The sequence below is a fragment of the Mesorhizobium comanense genome (genome assembly GCF_005503535.1).
GTDB classification, from domain to species: domain Bacteria; phylum Pseudomonadota; class Alphaproteobacteria; order Rhizobiales; family Rhizobiaceae; genus Mesorhizobium; species Mesorhizobium comanense.
On record NZ_SCNN01000004.1, the window covers coordinates 51,548 to 76,785 of the forward strand.

Below are 25,238 nucleotides of genomic sequence, written 5' to 3' on the forward strand. Positions count from 1 at the left end.
CAACAATGGCAACCGTCTTCAACATTTTGGCCATCCTGGTCATGGCCGCCGTGGTGATCGTGCTGATCCGAGGCCTCGTCAACATGATGCGCGGCGGTTCCGGCGTCACCTCGAACAAGCTGATGCAGGCGCGCGTCATGCTGCAGGCGGTGGCGCTGGCGCTGATCCTGCTCGCCGTGTATTTCACCCGCAAGTGACAGGTGTTGCGGAGGCGATGTGGTCAAGCTCAACAAGATCTATACCCGCACCGGCGATGATGGCACCACTGGCCTCGGTACCGGTGAAAGACGGCTGAAGTCCGACCTGCGCGTGGACGCCTACGGCACCGTGGACGAAGCCAATGCCTGTATCGGCATCGCCCGCATCCACACGGCAGGTGGATATCCCGCCATCGATGCCATGTTGTCGCGCATCCAGAACGACCTCTTCGACCTCGGCGCCGATCTCGCTGTCCCGGACGACGGCAAGCCGCTGGAATATGAACCGTTGCGCATCGTCGCGGCGCAGACGGACAGGATCGAGAAGGACATCGACCTCCTCAACAAGGATCTGCAGCCGCTGAAGTCCTTCGTGCTCAATGGCGGCACGCCGGCGGCGGCGGCCCTCCACCTCGCCCGCACGGTGGCCAGGAGGGCCGAAAGGCTGATGGTGGCCCTCGCGCGGAATCCGCACGAGCACGTCAACCGCGACGGGCTGAAATACATCAACCGCGTCTCCGATTTCCTGTTTGTCGCCGCCCGGGCGGTCAATGACAATGGAAATGCCGACGTGCTATGGGTTCCCGGCAAGAACCGCTGAGTTGTCCGAACGGCGGCAGGGGACCGGGGATCGATGTTCATCCCGCTTTACGACACCAACAGGCTGCGCCACATCCGCCTGCAATATGTAACGATCGGCCTGATCGTGGCGAACGCGCTTGTCTATTGCGTCACTGCGCTCAGCGGCGATGCCTTCAACAACGCCGCGGTGCTCGGCCTCGGCTTCATTCCGGCCGTCGTCCATGACACGGCCCAGCTCGACCCTCGCTTCATCATCATCCCCGAGAGCCTGAGCTACGTCACCTACTCCTTCCTGCATGGCGACATCTTCCACCTCGGCGGCAACATGCTGTTCCTGTGGGTGTTCGGCGACAATGTCGAGGATGCGCTCGGCCATATCAGGTATCTCATCTTCTACCTGCTGTGCGCCGTCGCAGGTGCCGCTTTCCAGGGGCTTGTGGCCTGGGATTCGCAAGTGCCGCTGATCGGCGCTTCGGGCGCCATAGCCGGGGTCGTCGTCGCCTACCTGATCCTCTATCCGAGGGTTAAGGTGTGGGTGCTGGCCTTCGCCCGTATCCCATTGCGGATCCCGGCGTTCATCCCGCTCATCCTGTGGGTGGCGTTCCAGGTCGTCATGTTCGCCGCCGGCGGCGAGGACCAGATTTCCTGGGCCTGCCACATTGGCGGCATCATCGCCGGGGCAATTCTCGTGCTGGTCCTGCGCAGCCGTGGCGTGCCGCTGTTTGCCCCGGCCGACGAGGATGCCGCGGCTCCCACCCCCGAACGGCCGCCGGTTGCCGTTGAGCCAGAGACGCCCGAGCAGCCGGCCACCACCACCCGCTGGGGCCGGGGAAACCCGTCTGGCCCAAACTGAACCGATTTGAGCAGCTTTCTGCGTATTGACGCGCGGGGTTGCCGCAACTACGGAAACGTCTCCGCCGCAGCCCAAGGCGGTCAGAGACTATAATTTCCGTCAGGAATGTCGGCTTTCGACAACTCAGAGCGGGCGCGGGCTGCTATAGCGCGCCCAACTAGCGTGAAGAGGTGACAGGCAAATGAAGATCCTTGTGCCCGTGAAGCGGGTTGTCGATGCGAACGTCAAGGTTCGCGTGAAAGCCGATGGTTCGGCGGTCGAGCTCGCCAACGTCAAGATGGCGATGAACCCGTTCGACGAGATCGCGGTCGAGGAAGCTATCCGGCTGAAGGAAGCCGGCAAGGCCGAGGAAATCATCGTCGTCTCGATCGGTCCGCAGCAGGCGCAGGAAACCTTGCGCACCGCGCTCGCCATGGGCGCCGACCGCGCGATCCTGGTCAAGACCGACGAACAGACCGAGCCGCTCGGCGTCGCCAAGGTGCTGAAGGGCGTGGTCGAGGCCGAGAAGCCCGGCCTGGTCATCCTCGGCAAGCAGGCGATCGACGACGACTCCAACCAGACCGGCCAGATGCTGGCGGCACTTCTGGGCTGGGCGCAGGGCACCTTCGCCTCGAAGGTGGTCATCGAGGGCGATACGGCCAAGGTGACGCGCGAAGTCGATGGCGGCCTGCAGACCGTTGAATTGAAGATGCCGGTGATCGTCACCGCCGACCTTCGCCTCAACCAGCCGCGCTATGCTTCGCTGCCCAACATCATGAAGGCCAAGAAGAAGCCGCTGGACGAAAAGAGCCCGGCCGACTTCGGCGCCGACGTCAAGCCGCGCCTCAAGGTCATCAAGACCGAGGAGCCGGGCGGCCGCAAGGCGGGCGTCAAGGTCAAGAGCGTCGCCGAACTGATCGACAAGCTCAAGAACGAAGCCGGCGTGCTTTAAGCGGTCAGGAAAGGAACAGACACATGGCAATTCTCCTCATCGCCGAACACGACAACGCCACTCTTTCCGACCAGACCGCCAAGGCGCTCTCGGCCGCGCTACAGATCGGCTCCGACGTGCATGTGCTTGTCGCCGGCAAGGGTGCCAAGGGCGCCGCCGACGCCGCCGCGAAACTGAAGGGTGTCAGCAAGGTGCTGCTCGCCGAAGCCGACGAGCTTGCCGAGCGGCTGGCCGAACCGACGGCAGCGCTCATTGTCTCGCTGGCCGGCGCCTATGACACCATCGTCGCGCCCGCCACCTCCACCGGCAAGAACATCGCGCCGCGCGTCGCCGCCCTGCTCGATGTCGCGCAGGTGTCCGAGATCATCGAGGTGGTTTCACCGGACACTTTCAAGCGTCCGATCTACGCCGGCAACGCCATCCAGACGGTGCAGTCGTCCGACGCCAAGAAGGTCATCACCGTGCGCACCGCTTCCTTCCAGGCGGCGCCCGAGGGCGGCTCCGCTTCCGTCGAGACGGTCAAGCCGGCGGCCAATCCCGGCCTGTCCACCTTCGTCGAGAACAAGCTGTCGGAGACCGATCGTCCGGAACTGACCTCGGCCAAGATCATCATCTCCGGCGGCCGCGCACTGGGCTCCTCGGAGAAGTTCCAGGAGGTCATACTGCCGGTCGCCGACAAGCTCGGCGCGGCGGTTGGCGCGTCCCGCGCGGCGGTCGATGCAGGCTATGCCCCGAACGACTGGCAGGTCGGCCAGACCGGCAAGGTCGTCGCCCCCGATCTCTACATCGCGGTCGGCATCTCGGGCGCCATCCAGCATCTCGCCGGCATGAAGGATTCGAAAGTCATCGTCGCCATCAACAAGGACGAGGAGGCACCGATTTTCCAGGTTGCCGATTACGGCCTCGTCGGCGATCTCTTCGTCGTTCTGCCGGAGCTGCAGAAGGCGCTCTGACGGTCGCTTCTGACGCTCTTCGGCAAAGCGTATAAATTACAGGGGGGTGGGGTAGACGAAGTCGCCCCGCCCTTTTAGTTTGCACCGCACAAAAAGCAGGCCGCGAAGGCTCGAAGCAATTCCCGGAGGCGTGGGTAGCGCTTTCCCCTAGGAATTGCGGTAAAACAAAAAAGGTGGGGCGCGTTCGCAATTCAGGCGGAACGGCTCCGGACGGGATCGGTGTAATGAGCAAGATCGAAACGATCGGCATCATCGGTGCGGGCCAGATGGGTGGGGGTATCGCCCACGTCTCCGCGCTTTCGGGCTACAAGGTGCTGATCTACGATATATCGCCCGACCGCATCGAGAAGGGCATCGCCACCATCAGCGGCAACATGGCCCGCCAGGTGGGTTCCGGCAAGCTCGACGAGAAGCTGCGCAACCAGGCCATGGCGCGCATTGGGTCCGCACCGGCGATGGCCGATCTGGCCGGCGCCGACCTGGTCATCGAGGCGGCAACCGAGGACGAGACGGTCAAGCGCAAGATCTACGCCCAGCTTTGCCCGCAGCTCAATCCCGAGGCCATACTGGCGACCAACACCTCGTCGATCTCGATCACGCGGCTTGCCGCGCAGACCGACCGGCCTGAGCGCTTCATCGGCATACATTTCATGAACCCGGTGCCGGTGATGAAGCTGGTCGAACTGGTGCGCGGCATCGCCACCGAGGACCAGACCTTCGAGGCGGCCAAGACCTATGTGAAGCAGCTCGACAAGACGATCACGGTCTCGGAGGATTTTCCGGCCTTTATCGTCAACCGCATCCTTTTGCCGATGATCAACGAGGCGATCTACACGCTTTATGAAGGCGTCGGCACGGTCGATGCCATCGACACCGCCATGCGGCTCGGCGCCAACCATCCGATGGGACCGCTGCAGCTCGCCGACTTCATCGGCCTCGATACCTGCCTGTCGATCATGCAGGTGCTCCATGACGGTCTGTCGGATTCGAAGTATCGCCCCTGCCCGCTGTTGGTAAAGTATGTCGAGGCCGGCTGGCTCGGCCGCAAGACCGGGCGAGGTTTCTACGACTATCGCGGCGAGCATCCGGTTCCCACACGCTGATTGACGCGGCGCCCGGCCGGTCTGGAGGCGACCGCCGGGTCCGTTTCGACCCGACGCATTGCGTCAGGACGCCACCGCTATCTGCTCGTCCGCAGCGGGGACCTCGCGATCCACCGAAGCCGAGACGCATCCGCGTCCTGCCGCCTTGGCCGCGTAGCAGGCCGCATCGGCCCTGGCGATGATCTCGTCGGCTTCGCCGGCGCCGGCATCGATCGACGCCAGCCCGATGCTGGCGCCGATCTGGTAGGGACGGCCATCCCAGGTGAAATCCAGCCCCCTTATCGCATCGATGATGGAGCGGGCCGCGATCCTGGCGCCTGATGTCGACGCCGATTTCAGGATGACGGCGAATTCGTCGCCGCCCAGCCGGGCTACAGCATCCTCGGGGCCGAGCACGCCGCGCATGGCCTCGGCGACCCGCTTCAGCAAGGCGTCTCCCGCAGCGTGGCCGCCAGTGTCGTTGACCAGTTTGAAATGATCGAGGTCGATGAACATGAACTGATGGCCGCCTCTGGCTGTCGGGCCATCCCTGCGCGCCTGGTCGACAAGGTCCTCCATTGTGCGGATGAAGCTGGAGCGGTTGGCGAGGCCCGTCAGCGCATCGTGCGCGGCGGCATGGGCGAGTTGCCGTTGCAGGGCACGCGCATCGGTGAAGTCCTGGAAGACGATGACCAGGCCGCAGAATTCGCTGCGCTCGTTCACGATGGGTGACACGACCTGACGGATGCTGCAGCGCGTGTCGTCGCGCCGGATGAGGACGGCGCGGCTGTTCTGATCGGCCCGCCCGTCCGCACTGATGGCGGGCCGCGCCACGCCGATCCTGTGCCCTGTCTCCTCGTCCACCGCCCAGTAGACATGCCCCAGCATCTTGCCGAACGCCTCGTCGCCGGAGACTCCGGTCAGCTTCTCCGCCACCGGGTTCATGAAAGTGACGCGGTTCGCGGCATCCGTGCAGATGACGGCGTCGCCGATCGACCGCAGCGTCACCCTGAGCCGCTCCTTCTCGTCGGCCAGCATCGCCGCCGAAACGATGAGCCGCTCCTCCGCCTGTTTGCGCTGTGTGATGTCGGTCAGGCTGCCGATCGCCCTGATCAGTTGTCCATCGCCGTCGCGCTCGATCGCCTTGCCCCGGTCGAGGATCCACATCCAGTGACCGTCCTTGTGACGCATCCGGAACTCGGCTTCGAAGAATTCCGTCTTGCCGTCGAGATGGGCGCGATCGGCCGCCATCACCGCCTCGCGATCATCCGGGTGGATCATCGTCAGCCAGTGGTCGGGGTCGCCGTCCAGTTCGCCTTCCGCGTAGCCCAGCATCTTGACCCAGGTCGAGGAGTAGGTCGTGCCACCCGTGCGCATGTTGAGATCCCAGACCCCCTGGCCGGCCCCGGCAAGCGCGAAATTCCAGCGCGTCTCGGCCTCGGCGATCCGCGCCTCGGCCTGCTTGCGCGCGTCGATGTCCTCGATCTGCGAGACGAGATAGAGCGGACGCCCGCTTTTCTCGTCACGGATGACCGAGCCGGCAAGGCGGGCCCAGATGGGCGTGCCATCCTTCCTGAGGTAGCGCTTCTCGAAGTGGAAGGCGTCGACCGTACCGGCTCGCATGTTCGCCATGGTTTCGCGCCCGATATGCAGATCGTCGGGGTGCGTGATCTGGAAGAAGGTCAGCGCCTCGATCTCCGGACGGCTGTAACCGAGCATCGCGGCAAAGGCCGGATTGGTCTGAAGGATGCGCCCGTCGAGGCCAACGATGGCGATACCTATCGATGAATCCTCCATGGCCCGGCGAAATCGCTGTTCGCTCTGTACGATCCGGCGCCGGTCGTCGGAGATCCGGCCGATGACCAGACAGGCGAAGAAGACCGCGCAGAGCGCCACCACGACCGATACTTGCAGGCAGAATTTCAGCGCGTCGGCGCCAAGCGTCACCCTGGAAAACAGGGCCAGAACGGTCACCACGGCGAGACCGAACCCGAGCAGGGCCAATGCTGCGCGTTTGTGGGGCCCTGGCCCGATCATTTCTCGCAATGTCACGACCCGTGCCACCCCCGTGGGCAATCGCTTTTTCCCGTAAAAACCCTGAAGGATCGATTTTAAGGAAAGGTTGCGGCCGGGGGACTGGTGATATGGACAACCGGCAAACAATCGCCGGCATGATTAAGGATCGGTATGCGCGCTCGCTACCAGCGCACGAAAAACCGCCCGCCGAGCGCGCCAAGCAAGGCGAGAGCCGCGATCGCGATCGTATACCAGGTGGCGACGAAAAGCGGGGAATCGTCGAAGCAGTGCGCGGCATAGAAGGTTGCTGCAAGCCCGCCGGCAAGCAGCCCCGCCACCGCGCCGGCAAGCACCGGCCGCGTCGGCGCGCCATAGCGCAGCATCCACAGGAAGACCGCCAGCGGCCCGATGCCGATCAGCGGGATGAAGCTCATGCAGATCATCATGTTGGAGCCGACCATGCGCGTGCCCCACAACGCCTCCGGAACCATGAAGAGCTCTAGCACCACCGCCACAGCCACCAGCAACGGCGCCGCAAGCATCCCTACCATTGCGCGACCCGTTGAGGCACCCGGCGTCGACAAAGCGCGGATCAGGGCGAAGGCGCTGATGGCCAGCACGATGGTGAAAACGAATTTGGACAGGAAGCGCATTGTGTGCGCGGCCACCATGAAGTCGGGGCGCGGGCCGATCGTCAGCATGAAAACAACCGCCGCGATGACAATCGCCGCGCCGGCCGCCAGCCACCAGGCCGAGCGCAGCGGCATCGCCTTGCTGCTTGCATCGGCGTCGAGCGCCTTGATGAGATCCTCGGTCCTCATGTCATTCCCGTCCAAATCGCCTGGCTATCGCGGCCAGGCCGCGATGCAGCGACACACGCACCGCCGTCTCGCTGATGCCGAACTTGGTCGCCGTCTCGCCGATGGAGCGGCCTTCCACCGATACAGCCGAAACCACGGAACGCTGCGCCGGCGGCAGCCCGTCCAGCGCCCGGTTGATGTCGCGCTCGCTGACGGTCTCGGTCTCCGGCTCGGCGAAGGTCTCGGCGATATCGTCGACATCGATCTCGATGCGCCGGCCCCGCCGCCGGAAGGCATCGATCAGCTTGAAGCGGGCGATCGCATAGATCCACGGCAGCACCGGCGCTTCCTGGCGCCAGGTATGCCGCTTCACATGAATGGCCAGCAAGGTTTCCTGCACGACATCCTCGGGATCGACCCCGCCCTGCACGATCTTGCGGCGGACAAAACCGCGCACCAGCGCGGCAATCCGGTGGAGAAAATCGGCATAGGCCTTTTCATCTCCCGCGATCGCGGCTCGCAGCAGCCGGGAAAGCTCGGCCTCGTCCTTGCCGCTCACAAGAGTTCACTCCCCCGATTTTCGTGCCTCGGCACTGATTTGTTACGTGGCCGGCGAAATAATGTCCAAGCCAAACTGCGGGCAAATCACGAAAGTTTGCGGCTGCCCGGCATCGGTGCGGCTATCCCGCCGCCGGCGGCATCGAACCCGCTGGAATCAAGGCAAGGGCTTGATTCGTTTCGCATTCCGAATCCGGCCGGCCGCCGGGAAGACAATTTTCGCGCCGCGCGGAATTATCCGTCCGATACCGACGTTTGTGGCTGTGCGCGGTCAGCAATGTTGACTATCATGGTCAGGTATCGATAGGTGGGCGCGCCAACCCCTAGATCAAGGACTATCCCATGAAATATGCTCTTTCCGCCCTGGCCGGTGCAACCGCGCTGGCCATCAGCCTGATCGGCGGTCCGGCTATGGCCGAGGACGATGGCATCATCGTCTACAATGCCCAGCATGAAAGCCTGGCCAAGGAATGGGCCGAGGGCTTCACCAAGGAAACCGGCATCAAGGTCACGCTGCGCAATGGCGGCGACAGCGACTTTTCCAACCAGATCGTCGCCGAGGGAGCCGCTTCGCCAGCCGACGTGTTCCTGACCGAGAATTCACCGGCCATGGCGCTGGTCGAGGCAGCCGGCCTGTTCGCCCCTGTCGATGCCGACACGCTGGCCCAGGTACCGCAGGACTATCAGCCGTCGACCGGCAAGTGGGTGGGCGTGGCGGCGCGCAGCACCGTATTCGTCTACAACAAGACCAAGCTTAGCGGCGACAAGCTGCCAAAGTCGCTGCTCGACCTTGCCGATCCGAGCTGGAAGGGCCGCTGGGCCGCGTCGCCTTCGGGCGCCGACTTCCAGGCTATCGTCAGCGCGCTGCTGCAGCTCAAGGGCGAGGCCGCCACCGCCGACTGGCTGAAGGCCATGAAGACCAACTTCACCGCCTACAAGGGCAACAGCACGGTGATGAAAGCCGTCAATGCCGGCGAGATCGAAGGCGGTGTGATCTACCACTATTATTACTTCGGCGATCAGGCCAAGACCGGCGAAAACAGCAAGAACGTCGACCTGCACTATTTCAAGAACCAGGATCCGGGCGCGTTCGTCTCGGTTTCGGGCGGCGGCGTGCTGGCCTCGAGCAAGCACCAGAAGGAAGCGCAGGCCTTCCTGAAGTGGGTGACCGGCAAGGGCGGCCAGGACGTGCTGAAGAACGGCACTTCCTTCGAATACGCCGTCGGCAAGGATGCGCAGTCCAATCCGAAGCTGGTGCCGCTCGCCGACCTGCAGGCGCCCAAGGTCGACGCCGCGACGCTGAACTCCAAGAAGGTCACCGACCTGATGACGGCAGCCGGCTTGCTTTAGTTGCCATTCGTCCTAATAAGGACGTTCGACCGTGCTCCCGCGGTAACCCCGCGGGAGCGCTTTGTTTTTCGAGACCTGTCGATGACGGCATGTTCCCTCCCTGGCCGCTCCGGCGGCCGCCTGATTGCCGCCGCTGGAGCGGCAACGGCCCGGCATCTCGACTGATGCGGTCCGCGGTCGATCTTTCGCGCCCAAGCCTGCCTGCGACGGTCCGCCGGCGGGCGCATCGCCGGGTTGCACCGTGGATCGTCGCCGCGGCCGTGTTCGTCTCGCTGCTGGCGCTTGTGCCCCTCGCCTTCATCATCTGGATCGGGATCCAGACCGGATGGGAGACGGTCTCGGCGCTGGTCTTCCGGCCGCGCGTGGGCGAGCTCCTGGTCAACACCAGCCTGCTGGTGTTGCTGGCCGTGCCGATCGCCATCGTACTGTCTGTCGCGCTTGCCTGGCTGACCGAACGCAGCGACCTTCCCGGCGCCCGGCTCTGGGCCTGGTTGTGCGTGGCGCCGCTCGCCATTCCTGCCTTCGTGCACTCCTACGCCTGGATCACCATGGTGCCTGGAATGCATGGCCTGTGGGCCGGCGTGCTGGTGTCGGTGATCGCCTATTTCCCGTTCCTCTATCTGCCGGTGTCGGCTGCGCTCCGCCGGCTCGATCCAGCACTGGAAGACGCGGCCGCGGCACTTGGCCTCGGGCCCTGGCGCATCTTCTGGCGCGTCGTGCTGCCGCAACTAAGGCTCGCCATCTGCGGCGGCTCGCTGCTCGTCGGCCTGCATCTGCTGGCCGAATATGGCCTCTATGTCTTCATCCGCTTCGACACGTTCACCACCGCGATCGTCGACCAGTTCCAGTCGACCTTCAACGGACCCGCCGCCAACATGCTGGCCGGCGTGCTGGTGACTTGCTGCTTCGTTCTGCTCGGTCTCGAGGTCCTGGTGCGCGGCGAGGAGCGTTATGCCCGTGTCGGCTCCGGCGCCGCACGCCACCAGCAACGCATGAGCCTTGGGCGCGCCACCATACCGAGCCTGGCCTTGCTCGCCGCCACCACCCTTTTGACGCTGGGCGTGCCGTTCGTCACCATCGGCCGCTGGCTTGCCGCCGGCGGCGCCGATGTCTGGCGCCTCAACGAGATCGGCCTGGCGCTCGGCCAAACGCTGTTCCTGGCGGTCGCGGGCGCGTTGCTCGCCACCATTGCTGCGATGCCCATGGCCTGGATCTCGATCCGTGCGCCGGGACCGCTGCAGCGGCTGCTGGAGGGTTGCAACTACATCGTCGGCTCATTACCGGGTGTCGTCATCGCGCTGGCGCTGGTCACCATCACCGTGCGCATCGCCTTGCCGCTCTATCAGACCCTGTTCACCATCCTGGTTGCCTATGCCCTCATGTTCCTGCCGCGCGCCCTGGTCAGCCTGCGGGCCTCGATCGCCCAGGCGCCGGTGGAACTCGAGCGTGCCGCGTCCAGCCTCGGCCGGCGCCCGCTCAACGCGCTCTGGTCGACCACGATCCGGCTCTCGGCGCCCGGCGCGGCGGCCGGCATGGCGCTGGTGGCGCTCGGCATCATGAACGAATTGACCGCGACCCAGATGCTGGCCCCGAACGGCACCCGCACGCTGGCGATGGCGTTCTGGTCCTACAGCGGCGAGATCGACTATGCCTCGGCGGCGCCCTATGCCTTCATCATGGTGGCGATGTCGCTGCCGCTGACCTGGCTGCTCTACGTCCAGTCGAAACGGATGGCCGGACGATGAGCTTCCTTGAAATCACCGGTCTTGAAAAGCACTATGGCCCGGTCGCGGCACTTGCCGGCGTTGACCTCGTTGTCGCCAGCGGCAGCCGCACGGCAATCGTCGGCCCCTCCGGTTGCGGCAAGACCACGTTGCTGCGGCTGATCGCCGGCTTCGAGGCGCCGGACCATGGCCGCGTCGTGCTCGACGGCCAGGTGCTGGCCAATGGCGGCGCCGCGGTGCCCGCGCATCGCCGCGGCATCGGCGTCGTGGCGCAGGACGGCGCCCTCTTTCCGCATCTGACCATCGCCGACAATATCGGCTTCGGCATGGACCGTGGCCAGGACAAGCGCACCGAGCGCATCGTGGAACTCGCCTATATCGTGGGATTGGACAAGGCGATCCTCAAGCGCCGCCCGCATGAGCTTTCCGGCGGCCAGCAGCAGCGCGTGGCGCTCGCCCGCGCCATGGCGATGAAGCCCAGGCTGATGCTGCTCGACGAGCCGTTCTCGGCGCTCGACACCGGCCTGCGCGCCTCGATGCGCAAGGCGGTGGCCGAACTGCTGGAGGCAGCGGGCATCACCACCATCCTGGTCACGCACGACCAGGCCGAGGCGCTGTCCTTCGCCAGCCAGGTGGCGGTCATGCGCGACGGCAAATTCTCGCAGGTCGGCACGCCTCGCGACCTCTATCTCAGGCCCAAGGACAGGATGATCGCCGAGTTCCTCGGCGATGCGATCATCCTTCCGGCAAGCGTCTCCGGCGGTTTCGCCAACTCACCGCTGGGCCGCATCGCCGTCGACACGCCGGACAGCCGCGACGTCGCCCGCATCATGCTGCGACCCGAACAGATCGGGCTGAAAAGGACCTCGCGCGAGGGCATGTCGGGCACCCCGGACATGCTGTTCGGCGAAGTGACGGAATCGGAATTCGCCGGCTCGACATGCACGATCGCAGTGCGGCTTCTGAACAATGCCGATCCGCCGGATGCAGCCGCGATCGGCGGCACGCCGCTGATCCTGCGCAAATCGGGCATGGACGCGCCGGCGGTGGGCGAGATCGTGCGGCTGACCGTATCCGGGAAGGCCCACGTCTTCGTCTGAGATCCCGGTGCGGACCCTGGTCGTGCTGGCGATGTCGCTCACCGGGCGCCGGGATAGAGGGTTCAGCCTGTCTTGCGACGCATGAAGCGCAGTGTGCCCAGCTCGGACGAGAAGCCCCATCTCTCGTAGAAGGGCTCCATCTCCGGCAAGCAATACAGTTCGAAATGGGCGACATTCGACAGCGAGGGGTGACGAACGATGGCTTCCATCAGATAGGCGCCAAGCTGATGCCCGCGATGGTCCTTCCTGACGATGACGTCGAAGATCAACGCCTTGATCGTGTAGTCGGTCAGCACGCGGGCATATCCGACAAGCTCGCCCTCGCCGCCGGTGATGCCGAGATTGAGGGATGATCCCTCCACCACTTGTGCGGTCTGTGCCGGGGTTCTGCCCTTGGTCCACCATTCCTGCTCATAGAGCCGCTGCAACTCGACCAGATGCGACGGCTCCAGCGCCGATATGAGCCGATAGGGGGACGGGAGCGTGTCGGCGCCGTGCCTGGCATTCGAATGCGTCATCTGTCCTCCACGGATCGCTGTAGATAATGGCTCAATTCAGCTGTCAGCATAGCTTCGGGCCGGGTTCGTGTCGGCATGGAGCGCAAGAACGGAAACAATTGCCGCCTGGCGATTTCAAGGATGCGCCGCAACTCGGCTACCGGGCTCGGATGTTCGTCCACCCGCAGGTCGCAGATCGGAACTTCGCTGCCTGATCCCGCCACCTTGAGCGCGGCCGATTGCTTGCCGCGCTTGTCGCCGCCCTTGGATTGGCCCGCCTCCAGGGCCACCATCAGACGATCCGTGAGTTCCAGATTGGAAGCGCCGCAGAAGGCGTCCGCCATCGCATCGAGGACCAGCTCGCCCGACAGCATGTTGCCGGCAATGGCGAAACCGTCACCTGTCCGGTGTCCGTGGGACGCAACGCACTCCCGCCCGGTAAATGCCCAGGAGCCGCCCCCGGCGTCGACCACGAGCAGCTGCCGCATTTCACGCTGGGGGTCGGTGCGCAGCAGCACGTCACAGACAGATCGCGCAGGCAGACCTTCGGCCAGAAGGCGCTGACCGTCGATCCCGAAGTAGAAATTGTTGAACGACTGCGTCGACAGCGCCCCGTACCGGGTGACGAAAGGACAGATCGCGCCGCCCGCGGGAATTGCCGTCGACGTCGCGACACCCAACTCGCCCGTGGCCTGGCAGCGCGCGACGATTGTGAATGTTCCTGTCAGCACGTCCACCCCTTTCCCTATTGACGAGGTTTAATTGCCATGTTCTGATAATGTCAATTCTAATATTGATATGGTGTCAATTGAAATGACAGAGATGAACCGAACCGATGAAAAGCGCCCCTGGGACAAGCATTATTCGGCCGACCGCATCGACATCGTGATCGACACACCCATTCTGCGGGTCTTGGACGCCGGCTTCGCTCCGGGACAACAGGTGCCGTGGCATCGGCACACGAACGTCATCGACCATTTCTGGGTGATCGCGGGAAGACTTCGCGTCGAAACCCAGGCTCCGGATCAGTCGTTCGATCTCGGCGCGGGAGGATACTGCGCCGTGTCCCCGGGATGCGAGCACCGCGTCACCAACATCGGCGGCGACACATGTCACTTCATCAATCTCCAGGGCTTCGGCGCATACGACTTCATTCGCCCCGGCACGGCGGAGGCCGATCATGAGCGGTGATTTCAAGGATCCGCGCGAGCCCGGCCCGGCGCTTCGCGTCAAGGCTCTCGAAGAGTTGCTGAGCGCCAAGGGCATCATCGACCCGGCGGCGCTCGATGTGCTGGTCGACACCTACGAGACGAAGGTCGGGCCGCATATCGGCGCAAGGGTCACGGCGCGCGCCTGGGTCGACCGGGATTTTCGCCAGCGCCTGCTGGAGGACGGCGCCCAGGCTATCGGCGAGATGGGCTTCGGCGGCATGCAGGGCGAGGACCTGATGTTCCTCCCCAACGAGCCGGGCGTTCACAACATGATCGTCTGCACGCTCTGCTCCTGCTATCCTTGGGCGGTGCTTGGGCTGCCGCCAACCTGGTACAAATCGGCGCCCTATCGCTCACGCGCCGTGTCCGATCCCCGGGGCGTCCTGAGGGAATTCGGGGTCGACCTTGGCAACGACGTCGAGGTCAGGGTCTGGGATTCGACCGCCGAGCTCCGTTACGTCGTACTTCCGGAGCGGCCAGCGGGGACCGAGGGCTGGTCGCAGGACAGGCTTGCGGCGATCGTTACCCGCGACGCGCTTATAGGGACCGGCTTGATCCGCGCTCCCGATGGCGCCGGCGCGCCGGCGCCATGAACGGGCTTCACGACATTGGCGGGATGCATGGCTTCGGCCCGATCCTGCGTGACGAGCACGAGGCCCTGTTTCCCGAACACTGGGAGTGCCGGGCATTCGCATTGCTGATCGCGGTGATCGCGAGCGGCGCCCTGAGCATGGACGAGGCGCGCGACGGCGTCGAACGCATGGACCCCCTGCTCTACCTCCGGACGATCCATGCCGGCGAAAGCTACTATTGGCGGTGGCTGTGCGCGACCGAGATCCTCCTCGAGCGCAAAGGCATCGTAACGGCGGCTGAACGGCACAACAGCAGGCCTGGCGCCGGCAACGTGCCTGCCGGGCTCGCACTATCGTGCCTGAAAGCCGAGGATGTTCCCGAACGGGTCGCCAGGCGCGGATCCGCCAGGCTGGGTATGGGAGCGCCGGCGCAGTTCTCGGTTGGCGACCGGGTCCAGGCGCGCAACCTTCATCCCGAAGGGCATACCCGGCTGCCGCGATATGTCCGGGGCCGCACGGGGCGGATCGAGCGGGATCACGGTGTATTCAGCTTTCCCGACACATCCGCCGCGGGGCTCGGTCCGAAGCCGCAGCATCTCTACCTGGTCCGGTTCGAAGCCGCTGAGCTGTGGGGCGGCGAGCCGGGTCCGGGCGCGGTCCTGGTCGATCTCTGGGACGATTATCTGGAGCCATCCGATGAACGAGACACATGACGTTCGACTTCCCGAAGACGGAAAATCCGTCTTCGACGAACCCTGGCAGGCCAGGGCCTTCGCCATGGCAGTATCGTTGAGCCGCGACGGCCTTTTTGCATGGGAAGAGTTCGCCACGGCACTTGGCGCCGAAATCAATCGGCGTGGCGCTGACGAACCCTATTACAATTGCTGGCTCAGCGCCCTGGAAAGCCTGCTCGATGGCCGTCGGCTTGCCGATCGGGGCGACGTTGCGGGTCTCGCCAAACGCATGGCGACAATTCCCGCGGGCCATCACCATCACGACCATGACGATCACCCCCCGCGGCACAAGGCGCGGCCTGTCGCGATCGCCTGAGGCGATGAAAGCAACTCCAGCAACGGCGTGAAACAGTTCCTGCCATTGCGCCAGAGCTGAATGAAGGCGCTTGGCCGCCTTCAGGCGAATGCGATTGCCAGTGATGGCGCCGTCCTCCGATCGCTCCCGGTCCCAGACGGACTTCAACGTCACAGCGCGGCTGGCCACTGCTTTCGAATTTTCGAACTGCCTGAGCGGCGCTCCATTCGACTTCGGTGCAGCCAGCCCGGCAGCGTCACCGTCGGCGGGTGGCGCTCACATTGATAGCATATCAATATACAGATTGACTGCATTCATGTCGGGGTATTCTATCTTCGAGAGGGTGGCAATCACGGCTGCGGCGTCAGGATGGGGATAAGCATGCAAGCACAGGTAACCGGCATCGAGCTCGACGCGGCACAGCAGGCCTCGCCAACCATCCAGAGCAAAAGCGCACGCCGGGCGATCATGGCGGCCGGTCTTGGTCACATGCTCGAATGGTACGAGTTCACTATCTACGGCTACATGGCGCTGACGATCAGCAGGAAATTCTTTCCGGCGAACGAGACGACGTCCCTGCTGCTGACATTCGCGACATTTGGCCTGGGCTTCGTCGCGCGACCGCTCGGTGGCATCGTGCTGGGCAGGCTCGGAGACTTGTGGGGCCGCAAGCCCGTCATGCTTGTCACCTTCTTCATCATGGCGCTGTCGACCCTGGCGATGGGACTTTTGCCGACCTTCGAGACCGTGGGGATCGCCGCGCCGGTCATGCTTGTCCTGGTTCGCCTCCTTCAAGGTTTCTCGCTTGGCGGCGAATGGGCCGTGGCCGCCGCGTTCATGGTCGAATGGGCGCCCGACCGGAAGCGCGGCCTCTACGGCAGCTTCAACCAGCTCAGCGCTTCGGTTGGCATCCTGCTGGGATCGTTCACGGCCGCGGCCATCAACTCGCTCGTGGACGCGGCAACGATCGATGCCGGCGCGTGGCGCATACCTTTCCTGCTGGGCATCGTGCTTTTGCCGGTCGGTTTCTATGTCAGGCGTTCGGTCGGCGAAACGCCGGCTTTCGAAGCAAGCCGCAGCGTTCCGAAGCCTGCCGCCGCGGCTTCGGGGTCCTTCACAAGGGCTCTGCAGGTGCTGGGGCTGGCGTCGGCCTGGTCCGTCGAGTTCTACATCTTTCTGTCGTACCTGCCGTCCTTCTCGCAACGCCAGTTGGGCATGTCGGCAAGCACGGCGCTCTGGGCGAATACGGCCGGCCTGATCGTCTACACGCTCTGCCTGCCGGTGACCGGCCATCTGTCGGACCGGTTTGGCCGAAGGATCGTGCTGGCGGTCGGCTGCATGGCGTTCGCCGCTTTGACCTATCCGCTGTTCTTCTTCATGCTCTCGGGCATCGGCGTCTGGACACTCGTCGCCATCCAGATCCTCTTCGGCGTGTCCCTGGCCGCGATCTCGGGACCGGCCACGGCGGCGCTGACCGAGATATTCCCGACGCACAATCGCTCTTCCTGGCTTTCGGCCGTCTACAGCATCGCGGTCGCGCTGGCAGGCGGATTCGCGCCCTTTGTCGCCACCTGGCTCATTTCACTGACCGGGCACGCCATCGCGCCGACCTTCTACGTGATCGGCGCCTCGCTGCTTGGACTTCTGACGATCGCCACCATGCGGGAGACCGCCCACGAGCGTCTCTCCTAGAGCAGGATGATGTTGATCGCGATCGTGCTCTAGGCCGGCTCGGGCACGGACGCCTTGAAGACATCGAGGCGGCCGCCTGTCTCCGATGCGTAGAAATGCATGTCGTCGGCGGAAAACTTCAGCCAGACCGTGCTGCCGGGCTCTGGGTGGATGGCCTCCGACGTCATCACCGAGAACGGCGAGCCGTCGAGATCGACATAGATCACCCGCCCGGCGCCCAGTTCCTCGACAAGGTCGACGGTGGCGTCGAGCGCGCCTGATGTGCCGGGCGCCACCAGCCGGACCGCTTCCGGCCGAACGCCCATCGCCACCTTCGTGCCGACCGGCAGGCCCGCGCGCGGGACGGCGAGACGCCGGCTGCCGCCGAGCAACGACAGCCCGTCGAGTTCCACCGTGCCCTCCAGCATGTTCATCGCCGGCGCACCGACGAAGGTCGCGACGAAGCGGCTGGCGGGACGCGTGTAGATTTCACCCGGCGTGCCGACCTGCTCGACGCGGCCGCCATTCATCACCACCAGCCGGTCGGCCAGCGTCATCGCCTCGACCTGGTCGTGGGTGACGAAGACGGATGTCGCGTTGAGCCGGCGGTGCAGCTTGCGGATCTCGGAGCGCATCTGCACGCGCAGCTTGGCATCGAGGTTGGACAGCGGCTCGTCGAACAGGAACACTTTCGGCTCGCGGATCATGGCGCGGCCCATGGCGACGCGCTGCCGCTGGCCGCCCGAAAGCGCCATCGGCTTGCGGTCGAGCAGATGTTCGAGTTCCAGCGTGCGGGCGACCGCCTGGATGCGCTGGGTGCGTTCGGCGGCGGGAACACCGGCCACCTTGAGCGAATAGCCGATGTTCTGGGCGACACTCATATGCGGGTAGAGCGCGTAATTCTGGAACACCATCGCGCAACCGCGCTCACGTGGCTCCAGCTGGTTGACCACGGTGCCGTCGATGGCGATCGTGCCGTCGGAAATCTCCTCCAGTCCCGCGATCATGCGCAGCAGCGTGGACTTGCCGCAGCCGGACGGCCCGAGGATGACCACGAATTCACCCGAAGCGAAGTCGAGATCGACGCCATGCACGACTTGCGTCTTGCCGTAGTTCTTCCTGACGCCGCGAATGGTGATGGAGGCCATGGTTCCGTCTCCTTATTTTTCAGTGGCGATCAGGCCGCGCACGAACCAGCGCTGCATCAGGACCACCAGGATCATCGGCGGCAGCATGACGATCAGCGTGCCGGCCATGGCGATGTGCCATTCCGGCGAGCCGCCGACATTGGGAATGAGCTGTTTCAACTCGGTGACCGCCATCGCGTGCGATTGGTCCGTCGTGATCAGCAGCGGCCACAGATATTGGTTCCAGGCCCATAGAAACATGATGGTGCCGAGCGCGGCCATGTTGTTGCGCGACAGGGGCAGCAGGATATCGATGAAGAAGCGCAACGGGCCGGCTCCGTCCATGCGCGCCGCCTCGGTCAGTTCATCCGGCACGGTCAGGAAGAACTGCCGATAGAGGAACGTGCCGGTGGCGGTGGCAACCAGCGGCAGGATGAGGCCGCTATAGGAATTGAGCAGCCCAAGGCTGAGCGAGACCTGCACACCCGATATCTTTTCGATCAGCCAGGAGAGGCCGGTCACGTCCATGATCGCCTGGTAGGGTTCGAGCACGTTGGCCACAACCGCGTAAGTCGGCACGATGCGCACTTCGAGCGGCAGCATCAGCGTGATGAAGATCAGCCAGAACATCAGCATCCGACCGGGAAAGCGGAAATAGACGATCGAGAAGGCCGTCAGCGCCGAGACGATGACCTTGCCGATGGCGGTGCCGCCGGCCACGATGAAGGAGTTGAGCAGCTTGGGACCGAGATCGGCCGTAACCCAGGCCGTCTTGATGTTGATCCAGAAATCGCTGCCGGGCAGCAGCGACATCGGCACGTCGTTGACATCCTTGAGATTGTGCGACGCCGCGATCGTCACGATGACGAACGGCGCGATGCAGAAGACGAAGCCGGCGAACAGGATCAGATGCGTGAAGAAATTGAGGAAAGGCGTGCGCTCGACCATGGCGGTTCACCTGTAATGCACGCGCCGCTCGAGAAAGCGGAACTGGAAGATGGTGAGCAGGATGATGAGCAGCATCAGGATGATGCTCTGCGCGGCGGCGCCCGAGTAATCCAGGCCTTTGAAACCGTCCGAATAGATCTTGTAGACCATCAGGTTGGTCGCGTTCGCCGGACCGCCTGATGTCATGATGTCGACGATGCCGAAGGAATCCTGGAAGCTTTCGGTGATGTTGATGACCAGCAAGAAGAAGATCGTCGGCGTGATGAGCGGAAACTGGATGTCCCAGAACCGCCTGATGACGCCCGACCCGTCCATCGCCGCCGCCTCGATCAGCGAACGCGGGATGGCCTGGAACGCGGCCAGGAAGAAGATGAAATTGTATCCGACATATTTCCACGAGAAGGCGACGATGATCGAGGCCATGGCATCCGTGCCATCGAGACCAGGATCCCAGATCCCGGGCCACATCTGGTTGACGACGGAAAGGAACCCAGCTTCCGGCGCCAGGATGAAGCGGAAGGCCAACGCCAGTGCGGGCGCGGCTATGCCGTAGGGCCAGATCAGCACCACGCGATAAAGCCACGAACCGGCAAGCTGCCGGTCGGTCAACGCGGCAAGAACGAGCGCGATGAACATCGCCAGGCCGGTGCTGATGCCGGCGAAGACGAGACTGGCCGATACCGAGCGCCAGTAGTCCGGATTGGCCAGGATCGAACGGAAATTGTCGAGCCCGACCCAGATGTTGCCGCCGCCCCAGGGCTGCTGAAGCGTGAGCGACCAGTACACCGCCTGGCCGGCCGGCCAGTAGAAGAACGTGAAGATCAGGATGAGCTGCGGCACCGCGAACAGGATGCCGATCGTCCATTTGCTGAAGGTGACGCGTTTTTCCATCGGTCCGCCGATGCCGCTTAGCGGCCAGTCACGTTTTTGCATTTAATACGCGAAACGGCTGCCCGTCGACTCGACGCAAACACGTCGACGGGCAGCCGGAAAGTCGCGGTGATCAGGGCAGGGTCTTGCCCGGATAGGTCTGCTGGAAGCGATCGAGGATGGCGTCGCCATTCTTGACCAGCGTATCGAGGCCTTCCTGGACGCTGACCTTGTTGGCGAAGATCGCCTGCATCTGCGTGCCGAACTCGGCGCGGATCTGGGTGAAGTTGCCCAGCCGGATGCCGCGGGTGATTTCGGTCGGTTCGGACGCGGTCAGGCTGGCGATCGCGACTTCACGGCCCTTGTAGGGCGCCTTGTCGTAGAACCCCTGGCCCTTCATGTAGTCGAAGCCCGACTTGGTCACCGGGATGTAGCCGGTGTTGGTCGACCAGAACAAAGCCGTCTTGGGATCGTGGATGAAGTTGAGGAAGGCGGCAGCGCCCTTGTATTCCGCATCCGACTTGCCCGAAAGGACCCACAGCGAAGCGCCGCCGACCAGCGAATTCTTGCGCTCGGTGCCGGCATAGACCGGCAGTTCGGCGACATCCCAGTTCATGCCTTCTTTCTGCGTGCGGCCGACAGTGCCGTGGTCGCCGACCGAGGTCAGGATGACCTGGCAGGTGCCCGTCGCGAAGGCCTGAACCATGTCCTGGCCGAGATCCTTGGACTTTATTTTGATCAGGCCGGCATCATACCACTTCTTGAGGTCGGTGACGTACTGGACGAACTTGGTCTTGTTGACTTCCAGGCGGGCGTCGAGGCCGTCATAGCCGTTGTTCTTGGTGGCGATCGGCTGGTTGTGGATGGCCGAGAACTGCTCCATCAGCTGCCAGCTTTCGTTGGCCGAGATGTTGATCGCCATCGGGCATTCGTAGCCGGCGTCCTTCATCGCCTTGAGGTCGGCGCCGACGTCTTCCCAGGTCTTGGGCGCTTCGGTCTTGCCGATCTTGGCGAAGGCATCCTTGTTCCAGTACATCAGCGCGGTCGACGAATTGAAGGGGAAGGACAGCATCTCGCCCTTCGAGGTAGCGTAATAGCGCGCAATGCCGGGGAAGTAGTCGGCGTAGTCGATCTTGTAGCCGTTCTCTTCCATCAGCTTGTCGGCGGGCTTGTAGGCGCCAGACAGCATCATCGTCGCGGTGCCGACGTCATAGACCTGGACGACGGTCGGCTGCTTGCCGGCGCGGAAGGCGGCGATCGTGTTCTGCAGCGTGGCGTCGTAATTGCCCTGGCTGGTGCAGACGACTTCGTAGTCCTTCTGCGATTCGTTGAAGTTCTTGCACATCGTGTCGACAACCCGGGCGAGGTCGCCGGAAAGGCCGAACCAGAAGTCGAATTTTACCGGCTCCGCGAAGGCGGGCATCGCCAGCAGGGAGCTGAGCGCGCCGGCGGCAAGGGCAGCAACGCCCCGCTTGATGATGGTCATGGTTTTTCCCTCTTGAGTGGATGGTGACAAGGGTTCTTGCGCAAGTCCTCGCCCGCTCTCTTAGAGAAGGTATGTGACAGTTCTGCTGTGGGGCCGGGGCCTTTGCACAGCTGTTCGTTTCCTCCCCTACGGCAGTTTGGCCGGCATCAAAACATCCGCCCGGCATCCAGGTATCTAGGACAGCGGCCGAGGGCGTAAAGGCCATGAAATGGTGAGGACGATCATCCGGCTAAGGAGCCAATGGAGCGTTGGCGCCATGGCTGGCCGTGGTGCCCGCACCTTCCGGCCAAGGCCTCGGGCCGATCACGAAACCCGGCACCGGCGGTTTGCGTGAGTGGCGGACATCGCCGGAAGACGCGGCTCGCCTCCACCCGATGATCCCGCCGTCCGTCAGCGCCCCTGCGCCTGGAAAGCACGCTACGGTTGCAGAAGACTTCATCGATCCTTCAATGACCAAGCATTACTCAGTCATATTTCGTTTTTTATTTCCGGCGGATCGGGGAAAACAAGATGTTGACGGTCTACAACTGTATCGTGAACCAGCACGATCTGAGGCTGGTCGCGCTCGCCGCATTGATTTGCGGAATTTCCTGCTTCTCGGCCGCCAACCTGCTTCAGCACATTGGCCGTTCGACTGACCGCAACCGGCTCGCCTGGCTGATGATCGCAGCCACTTCGACCGGCTTTGGCATCTGGGCAACGCACTTCATCGCCATGCTTGCCTTCACGCCCGGCATACCCAGCGCCTACGATCCGGAACTTTCAGCGCTTTCGCTCGCGGCCTCGGTCATGCTGACGGCGGCCGGCATGTGGATCGCCACCTTGCGCAACGAACTCGACTATCATCTCGTCGGCGGCGCGGTGCTGGGCGGCGGCATCGCCGCCATGCACTACATCGGCATGGCGGCATTCGAGGTGCAAGGCCGGATCGAATGGAACCTGATGCTTGTCGGCGTTTCGCTGCTGGCCGGCGTCACACTGGCGGCGCTGGCTCTGCGCGTCGTCCTGCGCCGCCCCTCATTCCCGGCGGCATGCGCCAGCGCGGTGCTGCTGACGCTGGCGATCTGCACCTTGCATTTCATCGGCATGGGTGCGGTCGCCATCTTTCCCGATTCATCGATCGCCATATCCGAGTACACGATCGCGCCGACCTCGCAGGCTTTCGCCGCCGCGGCCGCCACGCTGGTGATCCTGGTGCTGGCGGCATCGGCGTTGTGGATCGATCTGCGCTTTCGCCGCCAAAGGCTCGAGGTCGAGCGCATGCATGGCCTGGCCAATGCCGCCGTCGAGGGGCTGATCGTCTGCGACGGCAGCCGTATCGTCAGTGCCAATGACAGCATGGGCAAGCTGACCGGCACAGCCGCGGCAGCCCTGAACGGCAAAGACCTGGACGATCTCTTCGATGAACGCGTCGCATCCGATGTGGCTGGTATCGAGGGTCAGCCACGAGAGGCCGAATTGAGGAGCCGCGACGGGACGAGGATTCCCGTCGAGCTGATCGCCCGCGGCATCGACTATTGCGGCAGGCCACACAACGTCATCGCCGTGCGCGACATACGCGAACGCAAAAAGGCCGAGGAGGAGATCCTGCGGCTTGCCCATTTCGATCCGCTGACGGGGCTTGCCAATCGCCGCTCCTTCTCCAGCCGTCTCGACGCGGAGATTGCATCGATGAAGCGCGTGGCGAGCGCCGAGCCGGGCGTCAGAGGCAGGCATCTCGCGCTTCTGCTGCTCGACCTCGACCGTTTCAAGGAGGTGAACGACCTCTACGGCCACGGCGCTGGCGACGCGATGTTGCAAAAGGTCGCAAGCTGTGCCGGCGGTGTCCTGCGCCACGGGCAGCTGCTCGCGCGCCTGGGCGGCGACGAATTCGCCATCATCGTCCCGAACCTGCCCGACCCGCAGGCGGCCGGCCGTATCGCGGCGTCAGTGCTTGCCGCCATGCGCGAGGAAAACCGCGCCGCCGTCGGCGGCGGCCTGGTCTCGGCCAGCATCGGCATCGCGATCTATCCGCTGGATGCCGAGGACCAGACCAGCCTCATCAGCCATGCCGATACCGCACTCTACCGCGCCAAGACGGAAGGCCGGGACACATACCGCTATTTCGAGGCCTCGATGGGCGCCGAGGCCCGCGACAAGCGCGTGATGGAGCATGAACTGCGCCAGGCCGTGGTGCGCGGTGAATTCTACCTCGTCTACCAGCCGCAGAAGGAAATCAGCAGCGGCAGGATGGTCGGCTTCGAGGCGCTGATCCGCTGGCGCCACCCCGAGCGCGGCGACGTTTCCCCGGCCCTTTTCATTCCGGTTGCCGAGGACAGCGGCGCCATCGGCCAGATAGGCGACTGGGTGCTCGAGGCGGCCTGCGAGGAAGCCGCCCGCTGGGAGAACCCGCTGACGATCGCCGTCAACGTCTCCGCGGTGCAGCTTCACAACCCCAATTTCAGCCGCAAGGTCCATGAAACCCTGCTTAAGTCGGGACTGGCTCCAGCCAGGCTGGAGCTCGAGATCACCGAAACCGCGCTGGTGAAGGACATGCCGCGCGCGCTGGCAACCCTGCGGCAGGTCAAGGCGCTGGGTGTGCACGTGGCGATGGACGACTTCGGGACCGGCTACTCCTCCCTGTCGAACCTGCGCGCCTTTCCCTTCGACAAGATCAAGATCGACGCCTCCTTCATCAAGGCGGTCGACACGAACGGCCAGGTCGCGGCGATCGTGCGCGCCGTGCTGGGGCTGGGGCGCGGTCTCGGCCTGCCGGTGCTGGCCGAGGGCGTCGAGACGCTTGGCGAATTGAAGTTCCTGGATGCCGAGGCCTGCGAGATCGGCCAGGGCTATTATCTCGGCAAACCGGCCCCGATCGAGGCGTTCGACGATCTGACCGGCCACGGCAAGCGCACGCCCGACGCGCCCGCTCCCCGCGAGCGGCGGCCTGCTATATCAAGGCAGCGCGTGCGCTCGGCCTGAAGCCGTCGCGAGGCCGGTCATGAGCCAAGGGCTGTCTCGACCAGCCGTTTGGCGTCGGGGCCGGCCCATTCCGCCGGACCGTTCATATGAGCGATCAGGCAGCCTTCGCCGTCGATCAGCATGGTGACCGGCAGGCCCAGCGCCAGGCCGCGCGCCTTCAGGTCGTTGAACAGCGCCATCGTCGAATCCCGGTAGTAGCCAAGTGTGTGCACCCCGGTATCGGCGAGGAACTTCTTCGGCTTCACATCATCGCCGGCGTCGACATTGACTGCGACGACCTCGAAGGCACCGCTGCCCTTTTCCTTCTGCAGCGCGTCGAGCGCCGGCATTTCGGCACGGCACGGCGCGCACCACGTCGCCCAGAGGTTCAGCAGCACCGTCTTGCCGGCATGGTCGGCGATGGTCATCGGCTTGCCGTCAGGGCCCTTGAAGGCCAGGCTCCTCATCGATTGCGGCGGATCGGCCGGCAAAAGTGCGGCGACCTCGCCGGTGGCGGAGGCCGCGACCTTCTTGGCGCGGTCGCTCTTGGCGGCGCAGGCGACATCGTCCTTGCTGTCGCCGGCCGTCGCTTGCGGCGCGGCATTGTTGCCAGACCGGCTCTCGCTGACATATACCGCCACCGCGCCGGCCAGCGCTCCCGCCACCAGGGCGGCGAGGATCAGGCGCGGGGCCGGGAAAAATCTGTTTCCGTCTGCCATGTTCTCACAACTGCTCCGAAGT

25 protein-coding genes are annotated in these 25,238 nt (G+C 64.3%); 15 read left to right on the forward strand and 10 right to left on the reverse strand.

Features of this window, described 5'->3' with window-relative positions; genetic code table 11:
- Positions 1–5 precede the first annotated feature (5 nt).
- The 6 genes from FFS37_RS09000 to FFS37_RS09025 all read left to right on the forward strand — a co-directional run bounded on the left by FFS37_RS09000 (position 6) and on the right by FFS37_RS09025 (position 4,619).
- Complete coding sequence (locus tag FFS37_RS09000; protein WP_137930598.1) at positions 6–197, forward strand: twin transmembrane helix small protein; 192 nt, start codon at positions 6–8, stop codon at positions 195–197.
- A gap of 19 nt (positions 198–216) precedes the next feature.
- Positions 217–798, forward strand: coding sequence for a cob(I)yrinic acid a,c-diamide adenosyltransferase (locus FFS37_RS09005; RefSeq protein WP_137930599.1), 582 nt, complete (start codon positions 217–219; stop codon positions 796–798).
- Between the two features lie 33 nt (positions 799–831).
- Positions 832–1,632 carry a rhomboid family intramembrane serine protease gene (locus FFS37_RS09010; RefSeq protein WP_137930600.1) on the forward strand — a complete coding sequence of 267 codons (801 nt, stop codon included), beginning with the start codon at positions 832–834 and terminating at the stop codon, positions 1,630–1,632.
- A 181-nt stretch (positions 1,633–1,813) separates the two neighbouring features.
- Complete coding sequence (locus FFS37_RS09015) at positions 1,814–2,563, forward strand: electron transfer flavoprotein subunit beta/FixA family protein (RefSeq protein ID WP_137930601.1); 750 nt, start codon at positions 1,814–1,816, stop codon at positions 2,561–2,563.
- A gap of 23 nt (positions 2,564–2,586) precedes the next feature.
- Entirely contained in the window at positions 2,587–3,516 is a 930-nt protein-coding gene (locus FFS37_RS09020; protein ID WP_137930602.1) for an electron transfer flavoprotein subunit alpha/FixB family protein, read from the forward strand.
- Between the two features lie 224 nt (positions 3,517–3,740).
- Complete coding sequence (locus tag FFS37_RS09025) at positions 3,741–4,619, forward strand: 3-hydroxybutyryl-CoA dehydrogenase (RefSeq protein WP_137930603.1); 879 nt, start codon at positions 3,741–3,743, stop codon at positions 4,617–4,619.
- A 63-nt stretch (positions 4,620–4,682) separates the two neighbouring features.
- Here the strand turns inward: FFS37_RS09025 and FFS37_RS09030 are convergent, their stop codons facing one another.
- The 3 genes from FFS37_RS09030 to FFS37_RS09040 form a co-directional block, all read right to left on the reverse strand.
- Positions 4,683–6,602: a PAS domain S-box protein gene (locus tag FFS37_RS09030; RefSeq protein ID WP_232375606.1), complete on the reverse strand. Its 1,920-nt coding sequence runs from the start codon at positions 6,600–6,602 to the stop codon at positions 4,683–4,685.
- A 194-nt stretch (positions 6,603–6,796) separates the two neighbouring features.
- Positions 6,797–7,435: an NrsF family protein gene (locus tag FFS37_RS09035; protein WP_137930604.1), complete on the reverse strand. Its 639-nt coding sequence runs from the start codon at positions 7,433–7,435 to the stop codon at positions 6,797–6,799.
- Between the two features lies 1 nt (position 7,436).
- The gene (locus FFS37_RS09040; RefSeq protein ID WP_137930605.1) at positions 7,437–7,973 is read right to left on the reverse strand and encodes a sigma-70 family RNA polymerase sigma factor; all 537 of its coding nucleotides are present in this window, start codon (positions 7,971–7,973) and stop codon (positions 7,437–7,439) included.
- A gap of 341 nt (positions 7,974–8,314) precedes the next feature.
- Here FFS37_RS09040 and FFS37_RS09045 point away from each other — a divergent pair, with 341 nt between their 5' ends.
- From FFS37_RS09045 to FFS37_RS09055, 3 genes are all read left to right on the forward strand, one after another.
- The gene (locus FFS37_RS09045; protein WP_137930606.1) at positions 8,315–9,322 is read left to right on the forward strand and encodes an iron ABC transporter substrate-binding protein; all 1,008 of its coding nucleotides are present in this window, start codon (positions 8,315–8,317) and stop codon (positions 9,320–9,322) included.
- A gap of 164 nt (positions 9,323–9,486) precedes the next feature.
- On the forward strand, positions 9,487–11,067 hold the full coding sequence (locus FFS37_RS09050) for an ABC transporter permease (RefSeq protein WP_171026220.1): 1,581 nt from the start codon (positions 9,487–9,489) through the stop codon (positions 11,065–11,067).
- Positions 11,064–12,146 (forward strand): ABC transporter ATP-binding protein, encoded by a 1,083-nt coding sequence (locus FFS37_RS09055; protein WP_137930608.1) that lies wholly within the window; start codon positions 11,064–11,066, stop codon positions 12,144–12,146. The genes FFS37_RS09050 and FFS37_RS09055 overlap by 4 nt, the downstream gene beginning before the upstream one ends.
- 62 nt (positions 12,147–12,208) lie before the next feature.
- Here the strand turns inward: FFS37_RS09055 and FFS37_RS09060 are convergent, their stop codons facing one another.
- Positions 12,209–12,664, reverse strand: coding sequence for a GNAT family N-acetyltransferase (locus FFS37_RS09060; RefSeq protein WP_137930609.1), 456 nt, complete (start codon positions 12,662–12,664; stop codon positions 12,209–12,211).
- Entirely contained in the window at positions 12,661–13,380 is a 720-nt protein-coding gene (locus FFS37_RS09065) for a DUF1028 domain-containing protein (RefSeq protein WP_171026221.1), read from the reverse strand. The genes FFS37_RS09060 and FFS37_RS09065 overlap by 4 nt, the downstream gene beginning before the upstream one ends.
- Before the next feature lie 85 nt (positions 13,381–13,465).
- On the opposite strand from FFS37_RS09065, the gene FFS37_RS09070 reads away from it, so the two are divergent.
- From FFS37_RS09070 to FFS37_RS09090, 5 genes are all read left to right on the forward strand, one after another.
- Positions 13,466–13,834, forward strand: a complete 369-nt coding sequence (locus FFS37_RS09070; RefSeq protein ID WP_210240449.1) for a cupin domain-containing protein — start codon at positions 13,466–13,468, stop codon at positions 13,832–13,834.
- Positions 13,824–14,447 (forward strand): nitrile hydratase subunit alpha, encoded by a 624-nt coding sequence (nthA, locus tag FFS37_RS09075; protein ID WP_137930612.1) that lies wholly within the window; start codon positions 13,824–13,826, stop codon positions 14,445–14,447. Before FFS37_RS09070 ends, nthA begins: the two co-directional genes overlap by 11 nt.
- Before the next feature lie 23 nt (positions 14,448–14,470).
- Positions 14,471–15,139 (forward strand): nitrile hydratase subunit beta, encoded by a 669-nt coding sequence (gene nthB, locus FFS37_RS09080; RefSeq protein WP_232375607.1) that lies wholly within the window; start codon positions 14,471–14,473, stop codon positions 15,137–15,139.
- Positions 15,123–15,476, forward strand: coding sequence for a nitrile hydratase accessory protein (locus FFS37_RS09085; RefSeq protein WP_137930614.1), 354 nt, complete (start codon positions 15,123–15,125; stop codon positions 15,474–15,476). Before nthB ends, FFS37_RS09085 begins: the two co-directional genes overlap by 17 nt.
- 360 nt (positions 15,477–15,836) lie before the next feature.
- Positions 15,837–17,147 carry an MFS transporter gene (locus FFS37_RS09090; RefSeq protein ID WP_171026222.1) on the forward strand — a complete coding sequence of 437 codons (1,311 nt, stop codon included), beginning with the start codon at positions 15,837–15,839 and terminating at the stop codon, positions 17,145–17,147.
- A 29-nt stretch (positions 17,148–17,176) separates the two neighbouring features.
- Here FFS37_RS09090 and FFS37_RS09095 read toward each other — a convergent pair whose 3' ends face one another.
- From FFS37_RS09095 to FFS37_RS09110, 4 genes are all read right to left on the reverse strand, one after another.
- A complete protein-coding gene (locus tag FFS37_RS09095; RefSeq protein WP_137930616.1) occupies positions 17,177–18,274 on the reverse strand; it encodes a sn-glycerol-3-phosphate import ATP-binding protein UgpC in 1,098 nt (365 codons plus the stop codon).
- A gap of 12 nt (positions 18,275–18,286) precedes the next feature.
- Positions 18,287–19,201, reverse strand: a complete 915-nt coding sequence (locus FFS37_RS09100; protein ID WP_137930617.1) for an ABC transporter permease subunit — start codon at positions 19,199–19,201, stop codon at positions 18,287–18,289.
- A gap of 6 nt (positions 19,202–19,207) precedes the next feature.
- Positions 19,208–20,092: a carbohydrate ABC transporter permease gene (locus tag FFS37_RS09105; RefSeq protein ID WP_137930895.1), complete on the reverse strand. Its 885-nt coding sequence runs from the start codon at positions 20,090–20,092 to the stop codon at positions 19,208–19,210.
- A 112-nt stretch (positions 20,093–20,204) separates the two neighbouring features.
- Positions 20,205–21,557, reverse strand: coding sequence for an extracellular solute-binding protein (locus FFS37_RS09110; protein WP_137930618.1), 1,353 nt, complete (start codon positions 21,555–21,557; stop codon positions 20,205–20,207).
- A 510-nt stretch (positions 21,558–22,067) separates the two neighbouring features.
- On the opposite strand from FFS37_RS09110, the gene FFS37_RS09115 reads away from it, so the two are divergent.
- Positions 22,068–24,518 (forward strand): sensor domain-containing diguanylate cyclase, encoded by a 2,451-nt coding sequence (locus FFS37_RS09115; protein WP_232375608.1) that lies wholly within the window; start codon positions 22,068–22,070, stop codon positions 24,516–24,518.
- Positions 24,519–24,535: 17 nt separating this feature from the next.
- Here the strand turns inward: FFS37_RS09115 and tlpA are convergent, their stop codons facing one another.
- On the reverse strand, positions 24,536–25,216 hold the full coding sequence (gene tlpA / locus FFS37_RS09120) for a thiol:disulfide interchange protein TlpA (protein WP_137930619.1): 681 nt from the start codon (positions 25,214–25,216) through the stop codon (positions 24,536–24,538).
- Between the last annotated feature and the right edge of the window lie 22 nt (positions 25,217–25,238).